The 15,755-nt window shown below is 63.9% G+C and carries 13 protein-coding genes; 7 read left to right on the top strand and 6 right to left on the bottom strand.

What is annotated here, in order from left to right; genetic code table 11:
* Positions 1 to 50: 50 nt before the first annotated feature.
* From acnA to CAL29_RS14170, 3 genes are read right to left on the bottom strand one after another with little or no spacing between them, the layout of a single operon-like run.
* Positions 51 to 2,723 carry an aconitate hydratase AcnA gene (acnA, locus tag CAL29_RS14180; RefSeq protein ID WP_094853626.1) on the bottom strand — a complete coding sequence of 891 codons (2,673 nt, stop codon included), beginning with the start codon at positions 2,721 to 2,723 and terminating at the stop codon, positions 51 to 53.
* A 35-nt stretch (positions 2,724 to 2,758) separates the two neighbouring features.
* The gene (gene prpF / locus CAL29_RS14175) at positions 2,759 to 3,955 is read right to left on the bottom strand and encodes a 2-methylaconitate cis-trans isomerase PrpF (RefSeq protein WP_094853625.1); all 1,197 of its coding nucleotides are present in this window, start codon (positions 3,953 to 3,955) and stop codon (positions 2,759 to 2,761) included.
* Between the two features lie 6 nt (positions 3,956 to 3,961).
* Positions 3,962 to 5,023, bottom strand: a complete 1,062-nt coding sequence (locus CAL29_RS14170) for a lactonase family protein (protein ID WP_094853624.1) — start codon at positions 5,021 to 5,023, stop codon at positions 3,962 to 3,964.
* A 481-nt stretch (positions 5,024 to 5,504) separates the two neighbouring features.
* Here CAL29_RS14170 and CAL29_RS14165 point away from each other — a divergent pair, with 481 nt between their 5' ends.
* Positions 5,505 to 6,152: a hypothetical protein gene (locus CAL29_RS14165; RefSeq protein WP_094853623.1), complete on the top strand. Its 648-nt coding sequence runs from the start codon at positions 5,505 to 5,507 to the stop codon at positions 6,150 to 6,152.
* An 84-nt stretch (positions 6,153 to 6,236) separates the two neighbouring features.
* Here the strand turns inward: CAL29_RS14165 and CAL29_RS14160 are convergent, their stop codons facing one another.
* The gene (locus CAL29_RS14160) at positions 6,237 to 6,902 is read right to left on the bottom strand and encodes a GntR family transcriptional regulator (RefSeq protein ID WP_179284024.1); all 666 of its coding nucleotides are present in this window, start codon (positions 6,900 to 6,902) and stop codon (positions 6,237 to 6,239) included.
* Positions 6,903 to 6,969: 67 nt separating this feature from the next.
* On the opposite strand from CAL29_RS14160, the gene CAL29_RS14155 reads away from it, so the two are divergent.
* The 5 genes from CAL29_RS14155 to CAL29_RS14135 all read left to right on the top strand — a co-directional run bounded on the left by CAL29_RS14155 (position 6,970) and on the right by CAL29_RS14135 (position 12,322).
* Positions 6,970 to 7,947, top strand: a complete 978-nt coding sequence (locus CAL29_RS14155) for a Bug family tripartite tricarboxylate transporter substrate binding protein (RefSeq protein ID WP_094853621.1) — start codon at positions 6,970 to 6,972, stop codon at positions 7,945 to 7,947.
* A gap of 139 nt (positions 7,948 to 8,086) precedes the next feature.
* Positions 8,087 to 9,004: a LysR family transcriptional regulator gene (locus CAL29_RS14150; RefSeq protein WP_094853620.1), complete on the top strand. Its 918-nt coding sequence runs from the start codon at positions 8,087 to 8,089 to the stop codon at positions 9,002 to 9,004.
* Positions 9,005 to 9,123: 119 nt separating this feature from the next.
* Positions 9,124 to 10,098 carry a tripartite tricarboxylate transporter substrate binding protein gene (locus tag CAL29_RS14145; protein WP_094853619.1) on the top strand — a complete coding sequence of 325 codons (975 nt, stop codon included), beginning with the start codon at positions 9,124 to 9,126 and terminating at the stop codon, positions 10,096 to 10,098.
* A 2-nt stretch (positions 10,099 to 10,100) separates the two neighbouring features.
* Positions 10,101 to 11,405, top strand: coding sequence for an MFS transporter (locus tag CAL29_RS14140; RefSeq protein WP_094853618.1), 1,305 nt, complete (start codon positions 10,101 to 10,103; stop codon positions 11,403 to 11,405).
* Between the two features lie 2 nt (positions 11,406 to 11,407).
* The gene (locus CAL29_RS14135; protein ID WP_094853617.1) at positions 11,408 to 12,322 is read left to right on the top strand and encodes an SMP-30/gluconolactonase/LRE family protein; all 915 of its coding nucleotides are present in this window, start codon (positions 11,408 to 11,410) and stop codon (positions 12,320 to 12,322) included.
* On the opposite strand, the gene CAL29_RS14130 is transcribed toward CAL29_RS14135, so the two are convergent.
* Complete coding sequence (locus tag CAL29_RS14130; RefSeq protein WP_094853616.1) at positions 12,319 to 13,332, bottom strand: hydroxyacid dehydrogenase; 1,014 nt, start codon at positions 13,330 to 13,332, stop codon at positions 12,319 to 12,321. The two genes, CAL29_RS14135 and CAL29_RS14130, sit on opposite strands and share 4 nt — an antisense overlap.
* Positions 13,333 to 13,623: 291 nt before the next feature.
* Between CAL29_RS14130 and CAL29_RS14125 the strand changes: the two genes are divergently transcribed.
* Positions 13,624 to 14,814: an NAD(P)/FAD-dependent oxidoreductase gene (locus CAL29_RS14125; protein ID WP_094853615.1), complete on the top strand. Its 1,191-nt coding sequence runs from the start codon at positions 13,624 to 13,626 to the stop codon at positions 14,812 to 14,814.
* Between the two features lie 5 nt (positions 14,815 to 14,819).
* Here CAL29_RS14125 and gcvA read toward each other — a convergent pair whose 3' ends face one another.
* Positions 14,820 to 15,728, bottom strand: a complete 909-nt coding sequence (gene gcvA, locus CAL29_RS14120) for a transcriptional regulator GcvA (RefSeq protein ID WP_094853614.1) — start codon at positions 15,726 to 15,728, stop codon at positions 14,820 to 14,822.
* Positions 15,729 to 15,755 lie beyond the last annotated feature (27 nt).

The following is a 15,755-nucleotide window of genomic DNA, read 5'->3' as shown; positions in this document are numbered from 1 at the left end:
CGGCACGCCACTGACGGCGATAAAGGCCAGTTAACGCAAGCAGGCTGGAGTCAGGCCGGCACAGTCGTTTCGGATTCATTGAGGTAATCGCGCCAAACACGCGGCATGATGCCGCCATGGCGCCAATACTCCACGTCCTCACGCGTATCCAGACGCACTTGCACGCGCACTGTCTGCTCGTGGCCATCCGCATGCCGGAACACCACACGAACGGAGGCGCCGACCTCGATATCGTCGTGCAGGTCAAGCACGTCTATCGTCTCACTCCCATCCAACCCGAGCGTCTGCGCATTCACGCCCTTCTCGAATTGCAACGGCAAGACGCCCATTCCAACGAGATTGGTGCGGTGAATGCGTTCAAACCCCTCCGCGATCACAGCCTTGACCCCCAATAGCGCCACGCCTTTGGCCGCCCAGTCACGCGAAGAGCCGCAACCATAGTTTTTTCCAGCAAGCACGACCAACGGAACTTGACGTTCCAGATATACTTCCGCCGCCTCGAATATCCGCATCTGTTCGCCCTCCGGCATGAGACGCGTCACCCCGCCCTCCACGCCCGGAACCATCTGGTTGCGCAAACGGATGTTTGCGAACGTTGCCCGGATGGCGACATCGTGGTTGCCGCGGCGCGTCGTGTAGTTATTGAAGTCGCGCTGCTGCACACCCTTGGAAATCAGGAAGTCGGCGGCTGGCGTACCCAGGCTGATCGCCCCGGAAGGCGAAATGTGATCCGTCGTTACGGAGTCGCCGAGAATGACGAGGGGGCGCATACCGACGATGTCGCTCACCGGTAAAGGATGGCGCGGCAAATCCTTGAAATACGGGGGACGGCGAATATAGGTGCTTTCAGGCTGCCAATCGAAGCGCTCGCTGCCCTCGCCCGCAAGCGCATCCCACGGTTGGCCTCCGTCGAAGAGATCCGCGTACTTTTCATTGAAGATCCCGGGCTCGTACACACCCTGCACTGCGTCGCGTATCTCTTGCGCGCTTGGCCAGATATCACTCAGGTAAACGTTCTTGCCCTCCCGGTCCTGGCCGATGGGATCCGTCGTCACATTGACGGTCAGCGAGCCGGTCAGCGCGTGGACAACCACAAGCGCGGGTGAGCCGAGATACGCCGCGCGGACATTGGGATGAATCCGGCCTTCGAAGTTGCGGTTGCCAGACAATACGGCCGTCGCGACGATGCCATTACCTTCAATGGCTTGCACCACCGGCTCGGGCAGCGGGCCCGAACCACCATTGCAGGTGGTGCAACCGAAACCGGCGATCTGGAAGCCAAGGGTATCGAGCGCGTCCTGCAGACCCGCCTTTTCCAGGACGGCGGCAGTAACCTGGCTACCGGGAACCAACGACGTCTTGACCCAGGGCTGAGTCCGCAGGCCACGCGCAACCGCTTTCCTGGCCACCAGGCCGGCGGCCATCATGTTCACCGGATTGGCGGTATTGGTGCAGCTCGTGATCGCGGCGATGACCACGGCGCCATCGTGCAGGGTGAATGTCTCACCCGTGACCGGGACCCTATGCGCCGGGTCGAACGGCTTACGAGCGATCTCGCGATAGTGCAGCTTGAACGCTTCGCTGACCGATCCGAGGTCGATGTGGTCTTCCGGATTGCGCGGCCCCGCCAAACAGGGCTGCACGGAATCGAGCTCAATGACCACCGTCTGCCCAAAGGCCGGCGCCGGGGTCGATGCGTCGCGCCAAAGCTTCTGCGCCTTGTAGTACGCCTCGACCAGCGCCACGTCTTCAGCCTCACGGCCCGTCATGCGTAGATAATCGAGCGTGATCCGATCTACCGGGAAGTAGACCGCCGTCGCGCCGTATTCGGGCGCCATATTGGCTATCATTCCGCGATCGCCCAGCGAGAGCGCGTCGAGACCCGCACCAAAGAACTCGACGAACTTTCCGACCACGCCGAGCTCGCGCATCTTTTTGGTAATGGCCAGGACCAGATCCGTCGGCAGTACGCCATCGCGTAACTGGCCGCGAACTTCGATGCCCACCACCTCGGGCAATGCCAGCGCCACGGGCTTTCCGACCATGACCGCCTCGGCTTCGATGCCACCAACGCCCCAACCCAACACGCCCAGGCCGTTCACCATGGGGGTGTGGCTATCCGTGCCGACACAGGTGTCCGGAATGGCCAGGACGGAGCCGTCCGCGGCCTTGTCCAACCAGACGACCCTGGCGATTCGTTCCAGGTGAAGCTGGTGCATGATGCCCTTGCCGGGTGGCACGATACGCACGCCATCGAAGCTGTTGCTGCACCAGCGCAGGAAAGCGAAACGCTCGCCATTGCGCGAGTACTCCTTTTCCAGGTTGACCCGCCTTGCATCGGGGCTCGCCCATTTATCCACCTGAAGAGAGTGGTCGATAATCACGTCCACAGGCACTTTAGGGCTGACGCGGCCGGGATCGCCGCCCGCATCGGCCACGGCGTCGCGCATGCCGGCCAGATCAACGAGCATCACCTGACCCAGAATGTCCTGCCCGAAGACACGGACCGGGTAGAAATTGATGCCGGTGCCGGATTTACGGGACAGGACCGCGGCAATTTCGTCTTGCACCGACTCCCCACGCGCGCCCTGGCGCACGAGGTTCTCCAGAAGAATTCGCAAGGAAAAAGGTAACGCTTCTACCTGCTCGAACTCGGCGATGCTGGCGTATTGGAGGTCTTTTCCCGCAATGGGCATGCTCTTGATAAGCGATGAGTAGTTCATGATTCTTCCTGGCAGCGTAACTGCCGCGCTGGCAATTACCGTTGGAGGACCGATTCGGGTACGAAAATGACTCCGTCCATCAGCCGGCGGGCGCTTCGGCTCATGGTCGCCTTGGAGACGATCCAGTCCTCGCCTTCCTGCCGCGCCTCGGCGCCGACGCGCAGTGATCCCGATGGATGGCCGAAACGGACTTCCGATGCGTGCCCATGCGGCGCCGCGCGCGACACCACCGTTCCGGGAATCGACGCGGCCACCGCTATCGCGACGGCCCCCGTGCCGGTCATGGCATGGTGCAGTTTTCCCATTGAAAAGATGCGCGCGACGATGTCGATATCTTCGGCACGGACGACCTTGCCACTCGATGCGGTGTAGGTCTGCGGCCCTGTCACGAACGCCAGTTTCGGCGTGTGCGGGCGCGAGCGCGTAGCTTCTTCCGCGGTCCTGGCCAAGCCCATCGCGACGGTTGCATAGGCACGGATGGCTTCGCAGCGGGAAAGCAATTCCGCATTGCCGTTGATATCTGCCTGGCTTTCCGTCCCTTTCAGCCCCAGCGTCTTCGCGTCCACGAAGATGGCGGGATTACCGGCATTTATGAGCGTCGCCTCGACCGTGCCAACGCCCGGGACCTCTAACTGGTCAAGACGGTTTCCGGTAGGAAACATCGCCCCGCCTTCGGCTTCGTCGCCATCCGCACCCGGATCGAGAAACTCCAACTTGATTTCGGCGGCGGGGAACGTGACGCCGTCCAATTCAAAATCGCCCAGTTCCTGTACCTGGCCATTGACAACCGGCACATGGGAGATGATTACCTTGCCCAGATTGGCCTGCCAGATCCGGATCGTCGCGATGCCATCGCGAGGCGCCTGCACCAATCCGCGATGGATGGCGAACGGGCCCACCGCCGACGTCAGGTTGCCGCAGTTGCCGCTCCAATCGACGACAGGAGATTCAATGGACACGGCCCCGAACAGATAGTCCACATCGCAGTCTGGACGCTCGCTGCGGGAGATCAAGACGACCTTGCTGGTGCTCGACGTCGCCGCCCCCATGCCGTCGATATGCTTTTCATACGGATCGGGACTGCCGATGGCGCGCAGCATGAACGCATCGCGTGCGGGACCCGGCTGCTGGCAAGAGGCCGGCAAATCGGCGGGGACAAAGAACACGCCTTTGCTGGTGCCGCCTCGCATGTACATCGCGCAGACGGAAACCTGGGTATCTTGACTGCTCATGAATCTCTACTCCTGGAAAACGATGCAGACTGGACTGCCAGTGCGGGCAACGATGATCGGCGGAATGTCCACGCACGGCGACAGGCGGACAATCGTGTCTGTGTCTTCGTTGGCGACGAGAACATCTCCGTCGGGGCTGAAAGTGATGAAACGCGGCACTCGTCCGCCCGCGTCGCGCCAAACTGGCGAGGACAACTCACCAGTCGCTGGGTCGATAGCAAAGCGCACCACGCTGCCGTGGCCGCGATTGGAAACGAACAGCGCGTGGCCAGTCGGATCCATCAGGATTCCCGAGCCGGTGTTCTCGCCCGTCTCCGACGCGGGCACGGTAGTCAACCGCTGGAAGGCATGAAACTCCCCGTCGTCTGTCACGCGCGCCGCGAGTACCTGGCTGGTCAATTCCAAGACGATCCACGCGTAGCGACCATCCTTGCTGAACGCCAGGTGGCGCGGACCGCTGCCCGGTGCAACGGCGGTCATGGCAAGATGCCGCAACAGGCCTGAAGCCTCGTCCAACGCGATGGCGTGAATGACATCGCAGCCCTTGTCGGGCACGGCGATCCAGCGGCCTGAAGGATGGATGACGAGTTGGTGAGGATGCGACCCCTGCTGCTGTCGGCGGTGTGGCCCAGGTTCTCCGGGCAACTCGATCAGGTCTCGCACGCCACTCAACCGACCATCTTCCTCGACACCAATGGTGACGACGGAGCCCGTTGCGTAATTGGCAACGACCAACCAACGCCCCGACCTGGACAGAATCAGGTGGACGGGATTGCGGCCTCGGCAGTCCTGCCGATTCAGCAGGGCCAGCGACCCGTCGGGCTGCACCGCAAACGCCGAGACGGTCCCACCATCGCCATGCACGGCGTACAGCGCTTCGCCGCCGCTTGCAAGGCAAAGGTAGGAGGGATTGTCCGCGCCCCCTAGAACTTGCAAGGGGGACCACACGTTATCCGTACAGGAGAACGCCGTGATCCCCTTCCCTCGCGCCGCTCTCTCACGGGTGGTACGGCACCCTACCCAGGCGCGTTCACCGGGTCGGCGCTGAGGCTCCGGCGGCATGGTCATTGCAGTCTCCTAATGATTTATATGGTCAGATTATACATTTATGGAAATCATGGCAAGGGAAATATGCGTAGATAAGCCGATATTTTGACGCCTTTAGGGTTTATACCTACAGGCATCTCGGTCCGATCAAAAGGACTTAGGTGGCAACATAATGCAGTCAGGTATGCAACGCTTCGCGCGCAAGGGCGGAAGACTGAAGGCAACCTCGGGAACGCTGGCGCTGCTCCCTGAGATCAGGGGAGATATTCAGGCGCGTCGAGCGCGTAAGCGAAAGCGCTCAGGCCCTGGTCTGATCGAACGCGTGGTGTCCGAGGAGATCGAGTTCGATGGCCGTTAGCGAGCAGTTGGAATATCGCGCCGAACCTCGCCGACAGGCAAAATCGGCTTCTCGTTGAGGACTGTTTCAGGCCAGAAGCTGCCGCTCGGAATCGTATGCTTTCGGATATGCCAGAATTGGGACCATCGTCACGGAGCGCTATCGATGGACCGGACCGCAGAACTGGATGTGTATTTTGAAAGGGTCGAAATTGGTCAATACTCTGGCCGATATCACAATGAGGTGAACCTGCTCACCAGGGGTAAGGTCCAGAAAACTACCGAACTATTCAGCGGACATCCAACAATTGAAGCGCTCGGTGGCTTCGTTCTGGACGATCCTGAGACCAGCAATCACCATGTTTTTGCGACGAAATCGCCGATCGCTGGGCAGATACTTTATCTCAGCCACGACGGCGACACGCGAGTCGTGTTTGAGTCCCTCACGCACTTCGTCGCCGCGGTAGAACGGGCGTTGGAGGAAAGAGGCGTCCTAAGTGATCTGCATCCAGTTCTCTCTCCCTTGTGCCAGGACCAACCTGGGTTGGTCAACTTCATCGAGACGCTCTGCAAGGATGACGAAGGTGAGGACGTTGCGGTTCAATTGATCCCCAGTCTTGATCTCTACGATTATGCGTTGCTGAATCGCATGGCCGTCGCAGACAATTTTTTCCTGGCGGAGGCAATAGCAATCGAGATCAGGAAGCGGCCGAGGCCGGACTTGCTGCGCATCGCCGAACAGTGCCGCGCTCATCCCCACGCTCAGGTGGCGAAAGCGGGAGCTGCCGCTGTGGCTGCGATTCGCGGAGTCTGACGAACGAATGCACTGTCGCTTGAAAAGCGTTCTCCGCAAAAAGCAGCCCGTGACGCCCCCCATGGCGTTCAGTTCAATACGCCATCACTGTGAATTCGCCAGCACCAGATCGGCAAAGGCCTTGCCCTTGCCGATGATGTGATCGCGCATCGCCTTGGCCGCCGCCTCCCCGTCGCCCGCGCAGATCGCTCGAACCAGAGGCTCGTGCTCCGCGCTGGACACCTGCAGGCGGCCCGGCTGGTCGAAGACGTTTCGGCGGAAGTTGGATAGCTTCAGCCGCGCCTCCTCGATCTCGTCGCGCACGATCGCATTGGCGCTGCCGGCATAAATCAGCCGGTGCAAGGCCAGGTTGGACGCCTCATAGGCCGGCCGGTCGTTGTCGCGCGCCTGGCCGAGCGAAATCTCATACACGCGGCGCAGCTCGTCGCGCTGCGCCGCGCTCATGCGCTGCGCCGACAGCCGCGCCGCCACGCCCTCCAGTTCGCCCAGGTATTCGAGCAGCGCGATGAGTTCGGCGGCGCCCGGCTTATATACGAAGGTGCCGGACCGCGGAACCGTCACCACCAGCTTGCGCGCGGCCAGCATCAACAAGGCTTCGCGTATCGGCGTGCGGGAGACGCCAAACCGCGCGGCCAAGGCTTTTTCGTCCAACAGCATCCCGGGAGGCAGCGCGCCGTCGGCGATTTCCTGTTCGATGAGCGCCCGGATGCGCTCGGGCGTGTTGCCGGAGGGGCTTGCAGGTTGATCCATATTGATAATTTTACTGCCCATTTCTATAATTACAGATACTACTCAAATAATTATTACTGGAGACACCATGCCCAGCATTGCCTACAAGGCGGCCCTGGCGATCACGCTCGCGGCCGCAAGCACGATGCTTCCCGCGCGGGCAGCCCCGTATCCGGACAAGCCGATCCGCGTCGTCGTACCGGTCCCGCCGGGCGGCATTATCGATCAAGTCGTCCGCATCATTACGCCGCCCATGGCCGAGATACTCAAGCAGCCCATCATCGTCGAGAACCGCGCGGGCGCCAGCGGCAATATCGCCTTTTCCTATGTGGCGCGCTCCGCCCCGGACGGCTACACGGTGCTGGCGAGCTATTCCATGTTCCACGTCGGCAATCCGGTCATGTTCCACAAGCTGGAGTGGGATCCCTTCAAGGATTTTTCCGGCGTCGCGATGCTCGTGTCCTCGCCGCACGTCGTGGCCGTCAATCCCAAGGTGCCGGTCCACAGCATGAAGGAGCTGGTCGACTACGCCCGCGCGCATCCCGGCGAACTCAATTACGCGACGTCCGGCAATGGATCGGTGCCGCACATCGGCATGGAACTCTTCAAGCAAAAGACAGGAATCCAGATCACCCACGTGCCCTACAAGGGCGCCGGTCCCGCCATTCAGGACGTGCTGAGCGGCAACGTGCAAATGACGGTGGCGACGCCGCCGTCGCTGGCGGGCTTCGTCACGACCGGCAAGTTGCGCCCGCTCGCGGTCGCCGCGAAATCCCGCATACCCATGCTTCCCGACGTGCCGACCACCGCCGAGGCCGGCTTTCCGGGGTTCGAGCTGGAGGCCTGGGTCGCCCTGTTTGCGCCGTCGGGCACGCCGAAAGACGTGCTCCAGGCGCTGACCGGCGCCGCGCACCAGGCGCTGGAAACGAAGAAGGTCAAGGACGCGCTGGCCGCGGCCGGCGTCACGCCCTGGTATCTCACCCCGGACGCACTGGACCGGCATGTGCGCAAGGACGCCGACTACTGGCAGCCCGTCATCCGCAAGGCCAACATCACCATCGAATAAGCGGGCCGGCACGCCCGGACGACGTGCCGCCCGGCCGCGTCATCGCGATCGACAACCGCGGCCGCGATGCCCGGCGGATTGCTAATATCGGGCCCATCGCTCGATTCGAGCCCGGCCGGCCATTGGCCTTCGGATTCCCATGACCCTCAAGCAACTCGAAGCGTTCTATTGGGCGGCGAAGCTGGGAAGCTTCGCCATCGCGGCCGAGCGGCTGCACGTGACGCAGTCGTCGCTTTCCAAGCGGATCGCCGAGTTGGAGGCATCCCTGGGCGCGCCGCTTTTCGACCGCTCGAGCCAGCGCGCGGTCCTGACCGACCTGGGACAGCGCACCGTCCCGCTGGCGAATCAGATGCTGTCCTTGAGCGATACGGTGAAAGCGCTGGTCTCGGCGCCGGAAGGACTGCACGGCGTGTGCAAGTTCGGCATCAGCGAATTGGGTTCGCTCACCTGGCTGCCCCGGTTCGTCGCGATGCTCCGCGACGCCCATCCGAACCTGGTCCTGCGCCCCTACGTCGACCTGGCGCGCCAGCTCGAGCGGCGGGTATCGCGCGGCGAGCTGGACTTCGCCGTGTCGCCCGGCCCGTCGCCGGACAGCGACCTTCAGGCCGAGGTCATGAGCGAGGTCCGTTTCTCCTGGATGGGATCGCCCGCGCGCATGGGCAGGAGCAGGAAACTGCGCGCCGAGGACTTCGAGCGCCACCCCGTCATCACGATGACGGAGGACTCGGGGCTCACGCGCGCCTTCGACGCCTGGGCCGCGGCGCAGGGACTCCAGGTGCAGCGCATCCTCGCCTGCAACAGCCTCATGGCGATTACCGGACTGACCGTCGCCGGCGTGGGCATCAGCTTTCTCCCGACCGATTACATGGGCACCTGGGTCCAGCAGGGATCGCTGGTCGAGCTGGCCAGCGATCCGCCCTTGCCCACGCTGAACTACTGCTTTCTCTCGCGGCGGGACGATACGCGCGGCATGCTCCAGACGCTGCGGGATTTCGTGCGCGAAGCGGTCGATTTCTCCGATGGGCCGCCCGCCCCGCCCGTCGCGCGACGATCCTAGATTTTGGCATCTGATTCCTTTTCCGAATAAAAGCCAAGTCGTTTAAATCGCTTTCCAGCGCATGGCCGACTGTCCCATGATTGCGTTCACCAGACTCGAACAAAATCCGGAGACTATCGATGCCACGTCCATACGCGCCCTTGCGCGCCCTATCCGTCGCCTTCGCGCTGGCGAGCGCCGCGCCCATGGCGCACGCCGCCTGGCCCGACGACCAGCCGATCGAAGTCGTGGTCGGCTTTTCCGCGGGAGGCGGCACCGACCTGATGGCGCGCGCGCTGGCGCCTTTCATCGAGAAACGGCTGGGAGGCCATGCCAGGGTCGTGGTCCTGAACAAGCCCGGCGCCTCCGGCGAGATCGCCAACGCCTACGTCGCGCGCGCCAAGCCGGACGGCTACACCCTGGGCATCGTCAATGTCCCGGGGTTCAACTTTCTGCCCCTGTACAAGAAGACGCAGTATCGCCCCGAAGACTTCACTCTGGTCGCCCGCGTGGTCAACGATCCCACCGTGCTTATCGCCAAGCGCGAGGTCAAGGCCACCACCCTGGCGGGAATCGTCGAGGCGCTGAAGAAGAGCCCGAAGACCCTGTCCTGCGGATACAACGGCATCGGCACCAACGGCCACCTGGCGCTCAAGCAACTCCAGAACGACTCGGGCGCGACGTTCAACGAGGTGCCCTTCAAGGGCACCTCCGAATCCAAGACCGCCGTTCTCGGCGGCCATGTGGACTATGCCTTCGTCAGCGCGGGCGAGGTTCCTGAACTTCGAAGCGGCGCGTCGGACCTGCGGGCCATCGCGCAGTTCGGCACGCAGCGCTCGCAGGCCCTGCCCGACGTGCCCACCGCGACCGAGACCGGCTACGCGGTGACGATGACGTCGGAACGCGGGTTCGCCGCGCCCAAGGGAACGCCCGCCGACGTGGTCGCCCGGTTGCAGAAGGCGATCGCGGACAGCATCGCCGACCCGGCCTTCATCAAGGCCGCCAGCAACGACGCGCCCGTACTGGCCTATCTTCCCGGCGCCGAATGGCAGGCGTCCTTGAGCAAGCAAGCGCCCGCGCTTCGCGCCATCGCCGCCCAGATTCCCAAAGAATGATCATGGAAAACCAAACACGCGTCCCAAAACGCAGGCTCTGGATATACCTTTTCCTCTTCACCCTGACGCTGATCAACTATATCGACCGGGTCTCCATGTCCATCGGCGCCTCGGCGCTGAAGCAGGAGTTCGATATTTCCCCGGTGCAGATGGGCTATCTTTTCTCCTCCTTCACCTGGCTGTACTTCATCGCGCTGATCCCCATGGGCTATCTCGTCGGCCGCTACGGACCCAAGCGGGTGAACGGTTACGGCATCGGCCTGTGGTCCCTCGCCACCGGCTTCACCGCCATCGCCACGGGCTACGCGTCCCTGCTCGCGTTCCGCCTGGCGATGGGATTGGGCGAGGCAACCACCTACCCCGCCGGCGCCCGCGTCATACGGGACTGGATGCCCGCGAAGGAACGCGGCCTGGCCACCGCCGTATTCCATAGCGGCAGCCTGGTCGGGCCCGCGGTCGGGGCGCTCTGCTTCGGTTGGCTGATCACCGTGCTCGGCTGGCGCGCCGCTTTCATCGTCGCCGGCGTCATCGGCTTCGTCTGGCTGGCCGCCTGGCTGAAGTGGTATGGCAACCCGGCGCGGGTGTCGTGGCTCAGCCGCGAGGAGCTGGACACCATCACGGCCGACGAGGCTGCCTCGACGTCGGGAAGCAAGACGGGACAGCCCCAGGGACTCGCCGGCATCGCGCGTTCTCCCACGATGTGGGCGATTGCCCTGTCGCACGGTTGCGCCGTGTACGCCACCTACTTCTTCCTGACCTGGCTGCCGGGCTACCTGCAGGCGGAACGCGGCCTGACGATACTCAAGAGCGGCATCTACACCGCGATTCCCTATCTGGGCGCCGCCGTGCTCGCCGTCGTCATCGGGCGAATCAGTGACGCGCTGCTCAATCCCGAGCGGATCCGCCAGGGCCAGCGGCGCCTTGCCGTGGCCACGACCCTGCTCTGCTCGGCCATCATCTTCATCGTGCCCCAACTGGGGGACATCTGGCCCATCCTGGCGGTCATCACCCTTTCGCTCGCGGCCTGCGCCTCGGCCGTTTCCCTGAACCTGTCGCTGGTCAACGACCTGATGGACCATGAAGCGGACGTGGGCACCGCGATCGGCTTCATCAGCACCAGCGGGAATATCTTCGGCTTGCTGGCGCCCATCGTTACCGGGTACGTCGTCGGCAGCACCGGCCACTTCGCCATGGCCTTCGTCGTCACCGGCGCGCTGCTCGTCACCGGCGCCGTGCTCTCGGCGTTCTGCACCCGCCGGCCGGTGGGCGCCGGGGCCGATTCCTCCATCCACATCAGCAGGGCATGACGATGTTCGCACCCCCTCCCCGCATCACCGCGCAAATCTTCGCGACCCTTCCCGATGCGCTGCGCACCGGAACGCCCGGCTCCGGCTGGAACGCCTTGCAGCCCGCGGGCCTGGCGGCGCCCAGTTTCCTGGAGGGTCCCAGCTTCGACGAGGACGGGACGCTGTGGTGCGTGGACGTCGTCAACGGCCGCATCCTGACGGTGAATCCCCAAGGCGAATTCGAGGTCCGCATCGAATACGACGGATGGCCCAACGGCTTGAAGATCCACAAGGACGGCCGCATTTTCGTCGCGGACCACAAGCACGGCATCATGCGCTTCGACCGCGAACGGCGCAGCATCGAACCGATACTGGAACGCCATGGCACGGAGCGCTTCAAGGCGGTGAACGATCTGTTCTTCGCCGCCAACGGCGACCTGTACTTCACGGACCAGGGGCTTACCGGCTTGCACGATCCTACCGGGCGCGTGTTCCGCCTGGATGCGAAGGGTAATTTGACCTGCCTGCTGTCCAACGTTCCCAGCCCCAACGGCCTGGTGATGGACCTCGATGAACGCGCGCTCTACCTGGCCGTGACGCGGGACAACAGTATCTGGCGCGTGCCGCTCGGCCGCGACGGCCTGGCGACGAAGGTAGGACGGTTCATCCAGATGTCGGGAGGCGTGGGCCCCGACGGATTGGCGCTGGCGGCCGATGGCGGCCTGCTGGTCGCGCACGCGGGGCTGGGATGCGTATGGTCGTTTTCGCCGGCCGGCGAGCCGCTGCTGCGGATAGATTCGCCGGCCGGCAAGCTGACCACCAACATCGCCTTCGGCGGTAAGGACAATCGCGAGCTCTACATCACCGAATCGTCCCAGGCGGCCATCTTGAAGGCGCACCTGGCGTGCGCCGGCAAGGCGATGTACTCGTCGGCCTAGTATTTGGCCAGCCGCTCCAGGAATCGCGGCCATACCTCGGGATTGACCAGGCGAACCGGACGTTCGCCGCCGAGCATCGTCCGGAACTGCCCCGCCGCGCCGCGCGCGACATTGCGGCGGGCTTCGTACGTAACGCCGCCCGTATGAAACGAGGCCACCACGTTCTCGCGTTGCAGCAGCGGCGCATCGTTGGGCGGCGGCTCCTGCCGCCATACGTCCAGGCCGGCGCCGGCCAGATGCCCGGAAGCGAGCGCGTCCTCCAGCGCGTCTTCGTCATGAATGCCGCCGCGCGCCGTCGTGATGAAGACGGCCGTCGGCTTCATGGCGGCGTATTCCCGCGCGCCGATCATGCCTCGCGTTTGCGCATTCAACGGGCAATGCAGCGACACGACGTCCGAGGTCGCCAGCAGGGTTTCCAGGCTCACCGGTTCGGCGCCGCGCTCGCGGATGGCACGCTCGTCCAACAGCGGGTCGTAGGCACAGACCTCCATGCCGAAGCCGTTGGCGATGCCGACGACACGGCGGCCGATCTGGCCGATTCCGACCAGTCCGATTCGCGTGCCCTTGATTTCGTGGCCCATCAGCGATTCGCGGCTGAAGCCGGAGCGGGTGCGCAGCTTGTCGTGCGAGAGCACGATGCGCCGCTGGACCGCCAGCAGCAAGGCGAAGGTATGTTCGGCGACGGAATCCGCGTTCATGCCCGCCTGGTTGACGACGGCGACGCCGGCCTCCGTACACGCGGGAACGTCGACCGTGTCATAGCCGGCGCCCGAGGACGCGACGCACAGCAGGTCCGGGCAATCGCGCAGCAACTCGCGCGAAACGAACCACGCGGGCGGCAGCTCGTCGCGCGCGGCCGAAACGAGATAGGCGTGAGATTCGCGCAGCGCCGCGCGTGTCGCCGCATCATTCCCCCGCGCGGGAAGAATGGAAAGCTCGGCGAACGCGCGCGTCAGCGCATCGAAATCGGGGTGGACCCACAGGTCCAGTCGGCTTACCTTGAACGTCATCTTCACTCCACCTGCCGGCGCGTCATGCCGGGCGCGCGCCTTGTCGGTCTCTGATCTATCGGCGTTCACACTGTACGGAAGCCGGATCGAGAACAAAAGCGAATATTTTTCCCTTCGAAACATCGCTTTTTAGAATGTCGGCGGAACGCCGAGGCGAGGCTCATGGAAGAGGGAAACTGGCGCATCCGTGCCGGCGTCATGCCGACTACCTGAAACCGCGGGCATCCACCGATGCACATGGGTCCCAAACCCGGATACCTTTCGTTCAACATGTAGCACAAGGACCCCGTCATGACGCAAGGCCTATCGCAGGAACGGCAGAAATTCGATGTGGTGATCATCGGCGGCGGGATCGTCGGATCCAGCACCGCCTACAACATCCTGGACATGGCCCCGGGCATCCGCGTCGCGGTGATCGAGCCCGATTCGACCTATGAATTCGCATCCACCCTGCGCGCCTCCGGCGGCTGCCGGATCCAGTTCTCCTGTCCCGAGAACATCGAAATGTCGCTGCGCAGTCTCGACGCCATCAAGCGCTTCGAATCGACCATGGCGACCGCGGACCGCGCCGCGCCGGTCGACTGGGTGCAAGGAGGCTATCTCTTTCTCGTCCCGCCCGACAAGATTCCGCTATTGGAAGCAAACGTCGACAGGCAGCGTTCGCACGGCGGGCGCGTGGACTTCCTGAAACCCAGTGAGCTAAAGGAACGTTTCCCCTCCATCAACGTCGACGACCTCGGCGCCGGCGCCCATACGCCCGAAGACGGCTGGTGCGATCCGAACGGCCTGCTCTGGGGCTATCGCCGCAAGGCCGTCGAACTGGGCGCGGTGTACATCGAGGACAAAGTCGTCGGCGCGGAATATTCCACGGGGCAAGCCCTCGCCGTCAAGCTGGAGAGCGGGCGACGCATCGACGCGGAGGCCTTCGTCAACTGCGCGGGCGCCTGGTCGGGGCGGGTCGCCGGGATGTTCGACATGCCTCTTCCCATTTCACCGATGCGCCGCTTCGAGCACTATTTCACCGCCGGCAATCCCATCGAAAAACTGCCCTACGTGAAGGACCTGAGCCGGCTGGCCTTCCGCTCCGAGGGCAACGGTTTTTCCGGCGGCCTGGTCGATGGCGACGAGCGCCGCGGCTTCAATTTCGACGTCGACCACGATTACTTCGAACGCGTCGTCTGGCCCGCGGTGGCCCACCGCTTCCCTCCCCTGGAGGCGGCAAGATGCCACCGCACCTGGTCGGGGCTCTACGAAGTGAACGAACTGGACGGCAACCCGGTCATCGGCGCCTGGAATTCCCGGCTGAAGAATCTCTATACCGTCGCGGGTTTCTCCGGACACGGCATGATGCACGCCCCCGCCGCGGGGCAGGCGATCGCCGAACTGATCGTCGACGGCCGGTTTCGGACACTGGACCTGACGCGGATGGGCTACGAACGCATCGAAGCGAACCGGCCCTATGCCGAGCAAGGCATCCTCTGACTCGACTAGCCGGATCGCTCCCCGCTTCCCGCCGCGCCTTCGCGCTCCAGCCACGCGCAAAACAGCATGACCCGTTCATCCCGCGCCTTCTCTTCCGGCACGTAGGCGCAATAACTACGTGACGGCAGCCAGGGGCCGGAAAAAGGCATGACCAAGCGCCCCGCGGCCAGGTCGGCGGCGGCCAGCGCCGTCGGCCCCACCGCGACGCCGGCGCCGTCGACGGCGGCCTGCAAGGTCAGATAGAAGTGATCGAAGGTCAGGGTCGCCGCCGGTTCGAGGCGGGGAACTCCGGCTTTCGCGAGCCAGTCCGGCCAGAGCCGCGGCAGGCTGGAGGTATGCAGCAAGGTATGGGCGCGCAGGTCGTCGGGAACCGCGAGCGGATGGCGCCGTAGCCGCGCGGGACTGCATACGGGAATCCTCTGCTCGGAGAGGAAAGGCCGCATCGCGTAGCCATAGAAGGTATCCGGTCCGCCACGAATGATGACGTCCCAGTTTTCCTCCAGGCTTTCCAGCGGCTCGTTCGAGGTTTCGAGCTTGACGTCGATGCCCGCATGCGCGTCCCGGAATCCGGATAGCCGCGGCACGAGCCAGCGCAAGGTGAAGGTCGCCAGCGCGTTCACCCGCAGCGTCCGCGCCACCGGATTCACGATGCCGTACTTCGCCGTCGCCCGCGAGACCTGGTCGAACAGCGGGCCGATCTCTTCCAGGTAAGCGGCCGCCGCGGGCGTCAGCACGACGCGCCGGTGCTGCCGCTCGAACAGCGTGGCGCCCAGCCACGCTTCGAGCAGGCGGACCTGCTGGCTGACCGCGCCATGCGTGACGTGCAGTTCCTCGGCGGCCTTCTTGATGCTGCCCAGCCGGCCCGCGGCCTCGAAGGCCCGCAGCGCGTTCAGCGGCGGCAAGGTCCGTTTCATATAAGAGATAAGCTAACGCAAACCGGC

Origin of the sequence: Bordetella genomosp. 10 (assembly GCF_002261225.1) — a bacterium.
Lineage (GTDB): Bacteria > Pseudomonadota > Gammaproteobacteria > Burkholderiales > Burkholderiaceae_B > Bordetella_C.
Note: the sequence above shows the minus strand (reverse complement) of the source record. Positions and strands in the feature narration are given on the sequence as shown.

Coding starts and splice junctions, on each gene's coding strand:
- acnA (WP_094853626.1), bottom strand. CDS start 2,723: ATGAACTACTCATCGCTTATCAAGAGCATGCCCATTGCGGGAAAAGAC.
- prpF (WP_094853625.1), bottom strand. CDS start 3,955: ATGAGCAGTCAAGATACCCAGGTTTCCGTCTGCGCGATGTACATGCGA.
- CAL29_RS14170 (WP_094853624.1), bottom strand. CDS start 5,023: ATGACCATGCCGCCGGAGCCTCAGCGCCGACCCGGTGAACGCGCCTGG.
- CAL29_RS14165 (WP_094853623.1), top strand. CDS start 5,505: ATGGACCGGACCGCAGAACTGGATGTGTATTTTGAAAGGGTCGAAATT.
- CAL29_RS14160 (WP_179284024.1), bottom strand. CDS start 6,902: ATGGATCAACCTGCAAGCCCCTCCGGCAACACGCCCGAGCGCATCCGG.
- CAL29_RS14155 (WP_094853621.1), top strand. CDS start 6,970: ATGCCCAGCATTGCCTACAAGGCGGCCCTGGCGATCACGCTCGCGGCC.
- CAL29_RS14150 (WP_094853620.1), top strand. CDS start 8,087: ATGACCCTCAAGCAACTCGAAGCGTTCTATTGGGCGGCGAAGCTGGGA.
- CAL29_RS14145 (WP_094853619.1), top strand. CDS start 9,124: ATGCCACGTCCATACGCGCCCTTGCGCGCCCTATCCGTCGCCTTCGCG.
- CAL29_RS14140 (WP_094853618.1), top strand. CDS start 10,101: ATGGAAAACCAAACACGCGTCCCAAAACGCAGGCTCTGGATATACCTT.
- CAL29_RS14135 (WP_094853617.1), top strand. CDS start 11,408: ATGTTCGCACCCCCTCCCCGCATCACCGCGCAAATCTTCGCGACCCTT.
- CAL29_RS14130 (WP_094853616.1), bottom strand. CDS start 13,332: ATGACGTTCAAGGTAAGCCGACTGGACCTGTGGGTCCACCCCGATTTC.
- CAL29_RS14125 (WP_094853615.1), top strand. CDS start 13,624: ATGACGCAAGGCCTATCGCAGGAACGGCAGAAATTCGATGTGGTGATC.
- gcvA (WP_094853614.1), bottom strand. CDS start 15,728: ATGAAACGGACCTTGCCGCCGCTGAACGCGCTGCGGGCCTTCGAGGCC.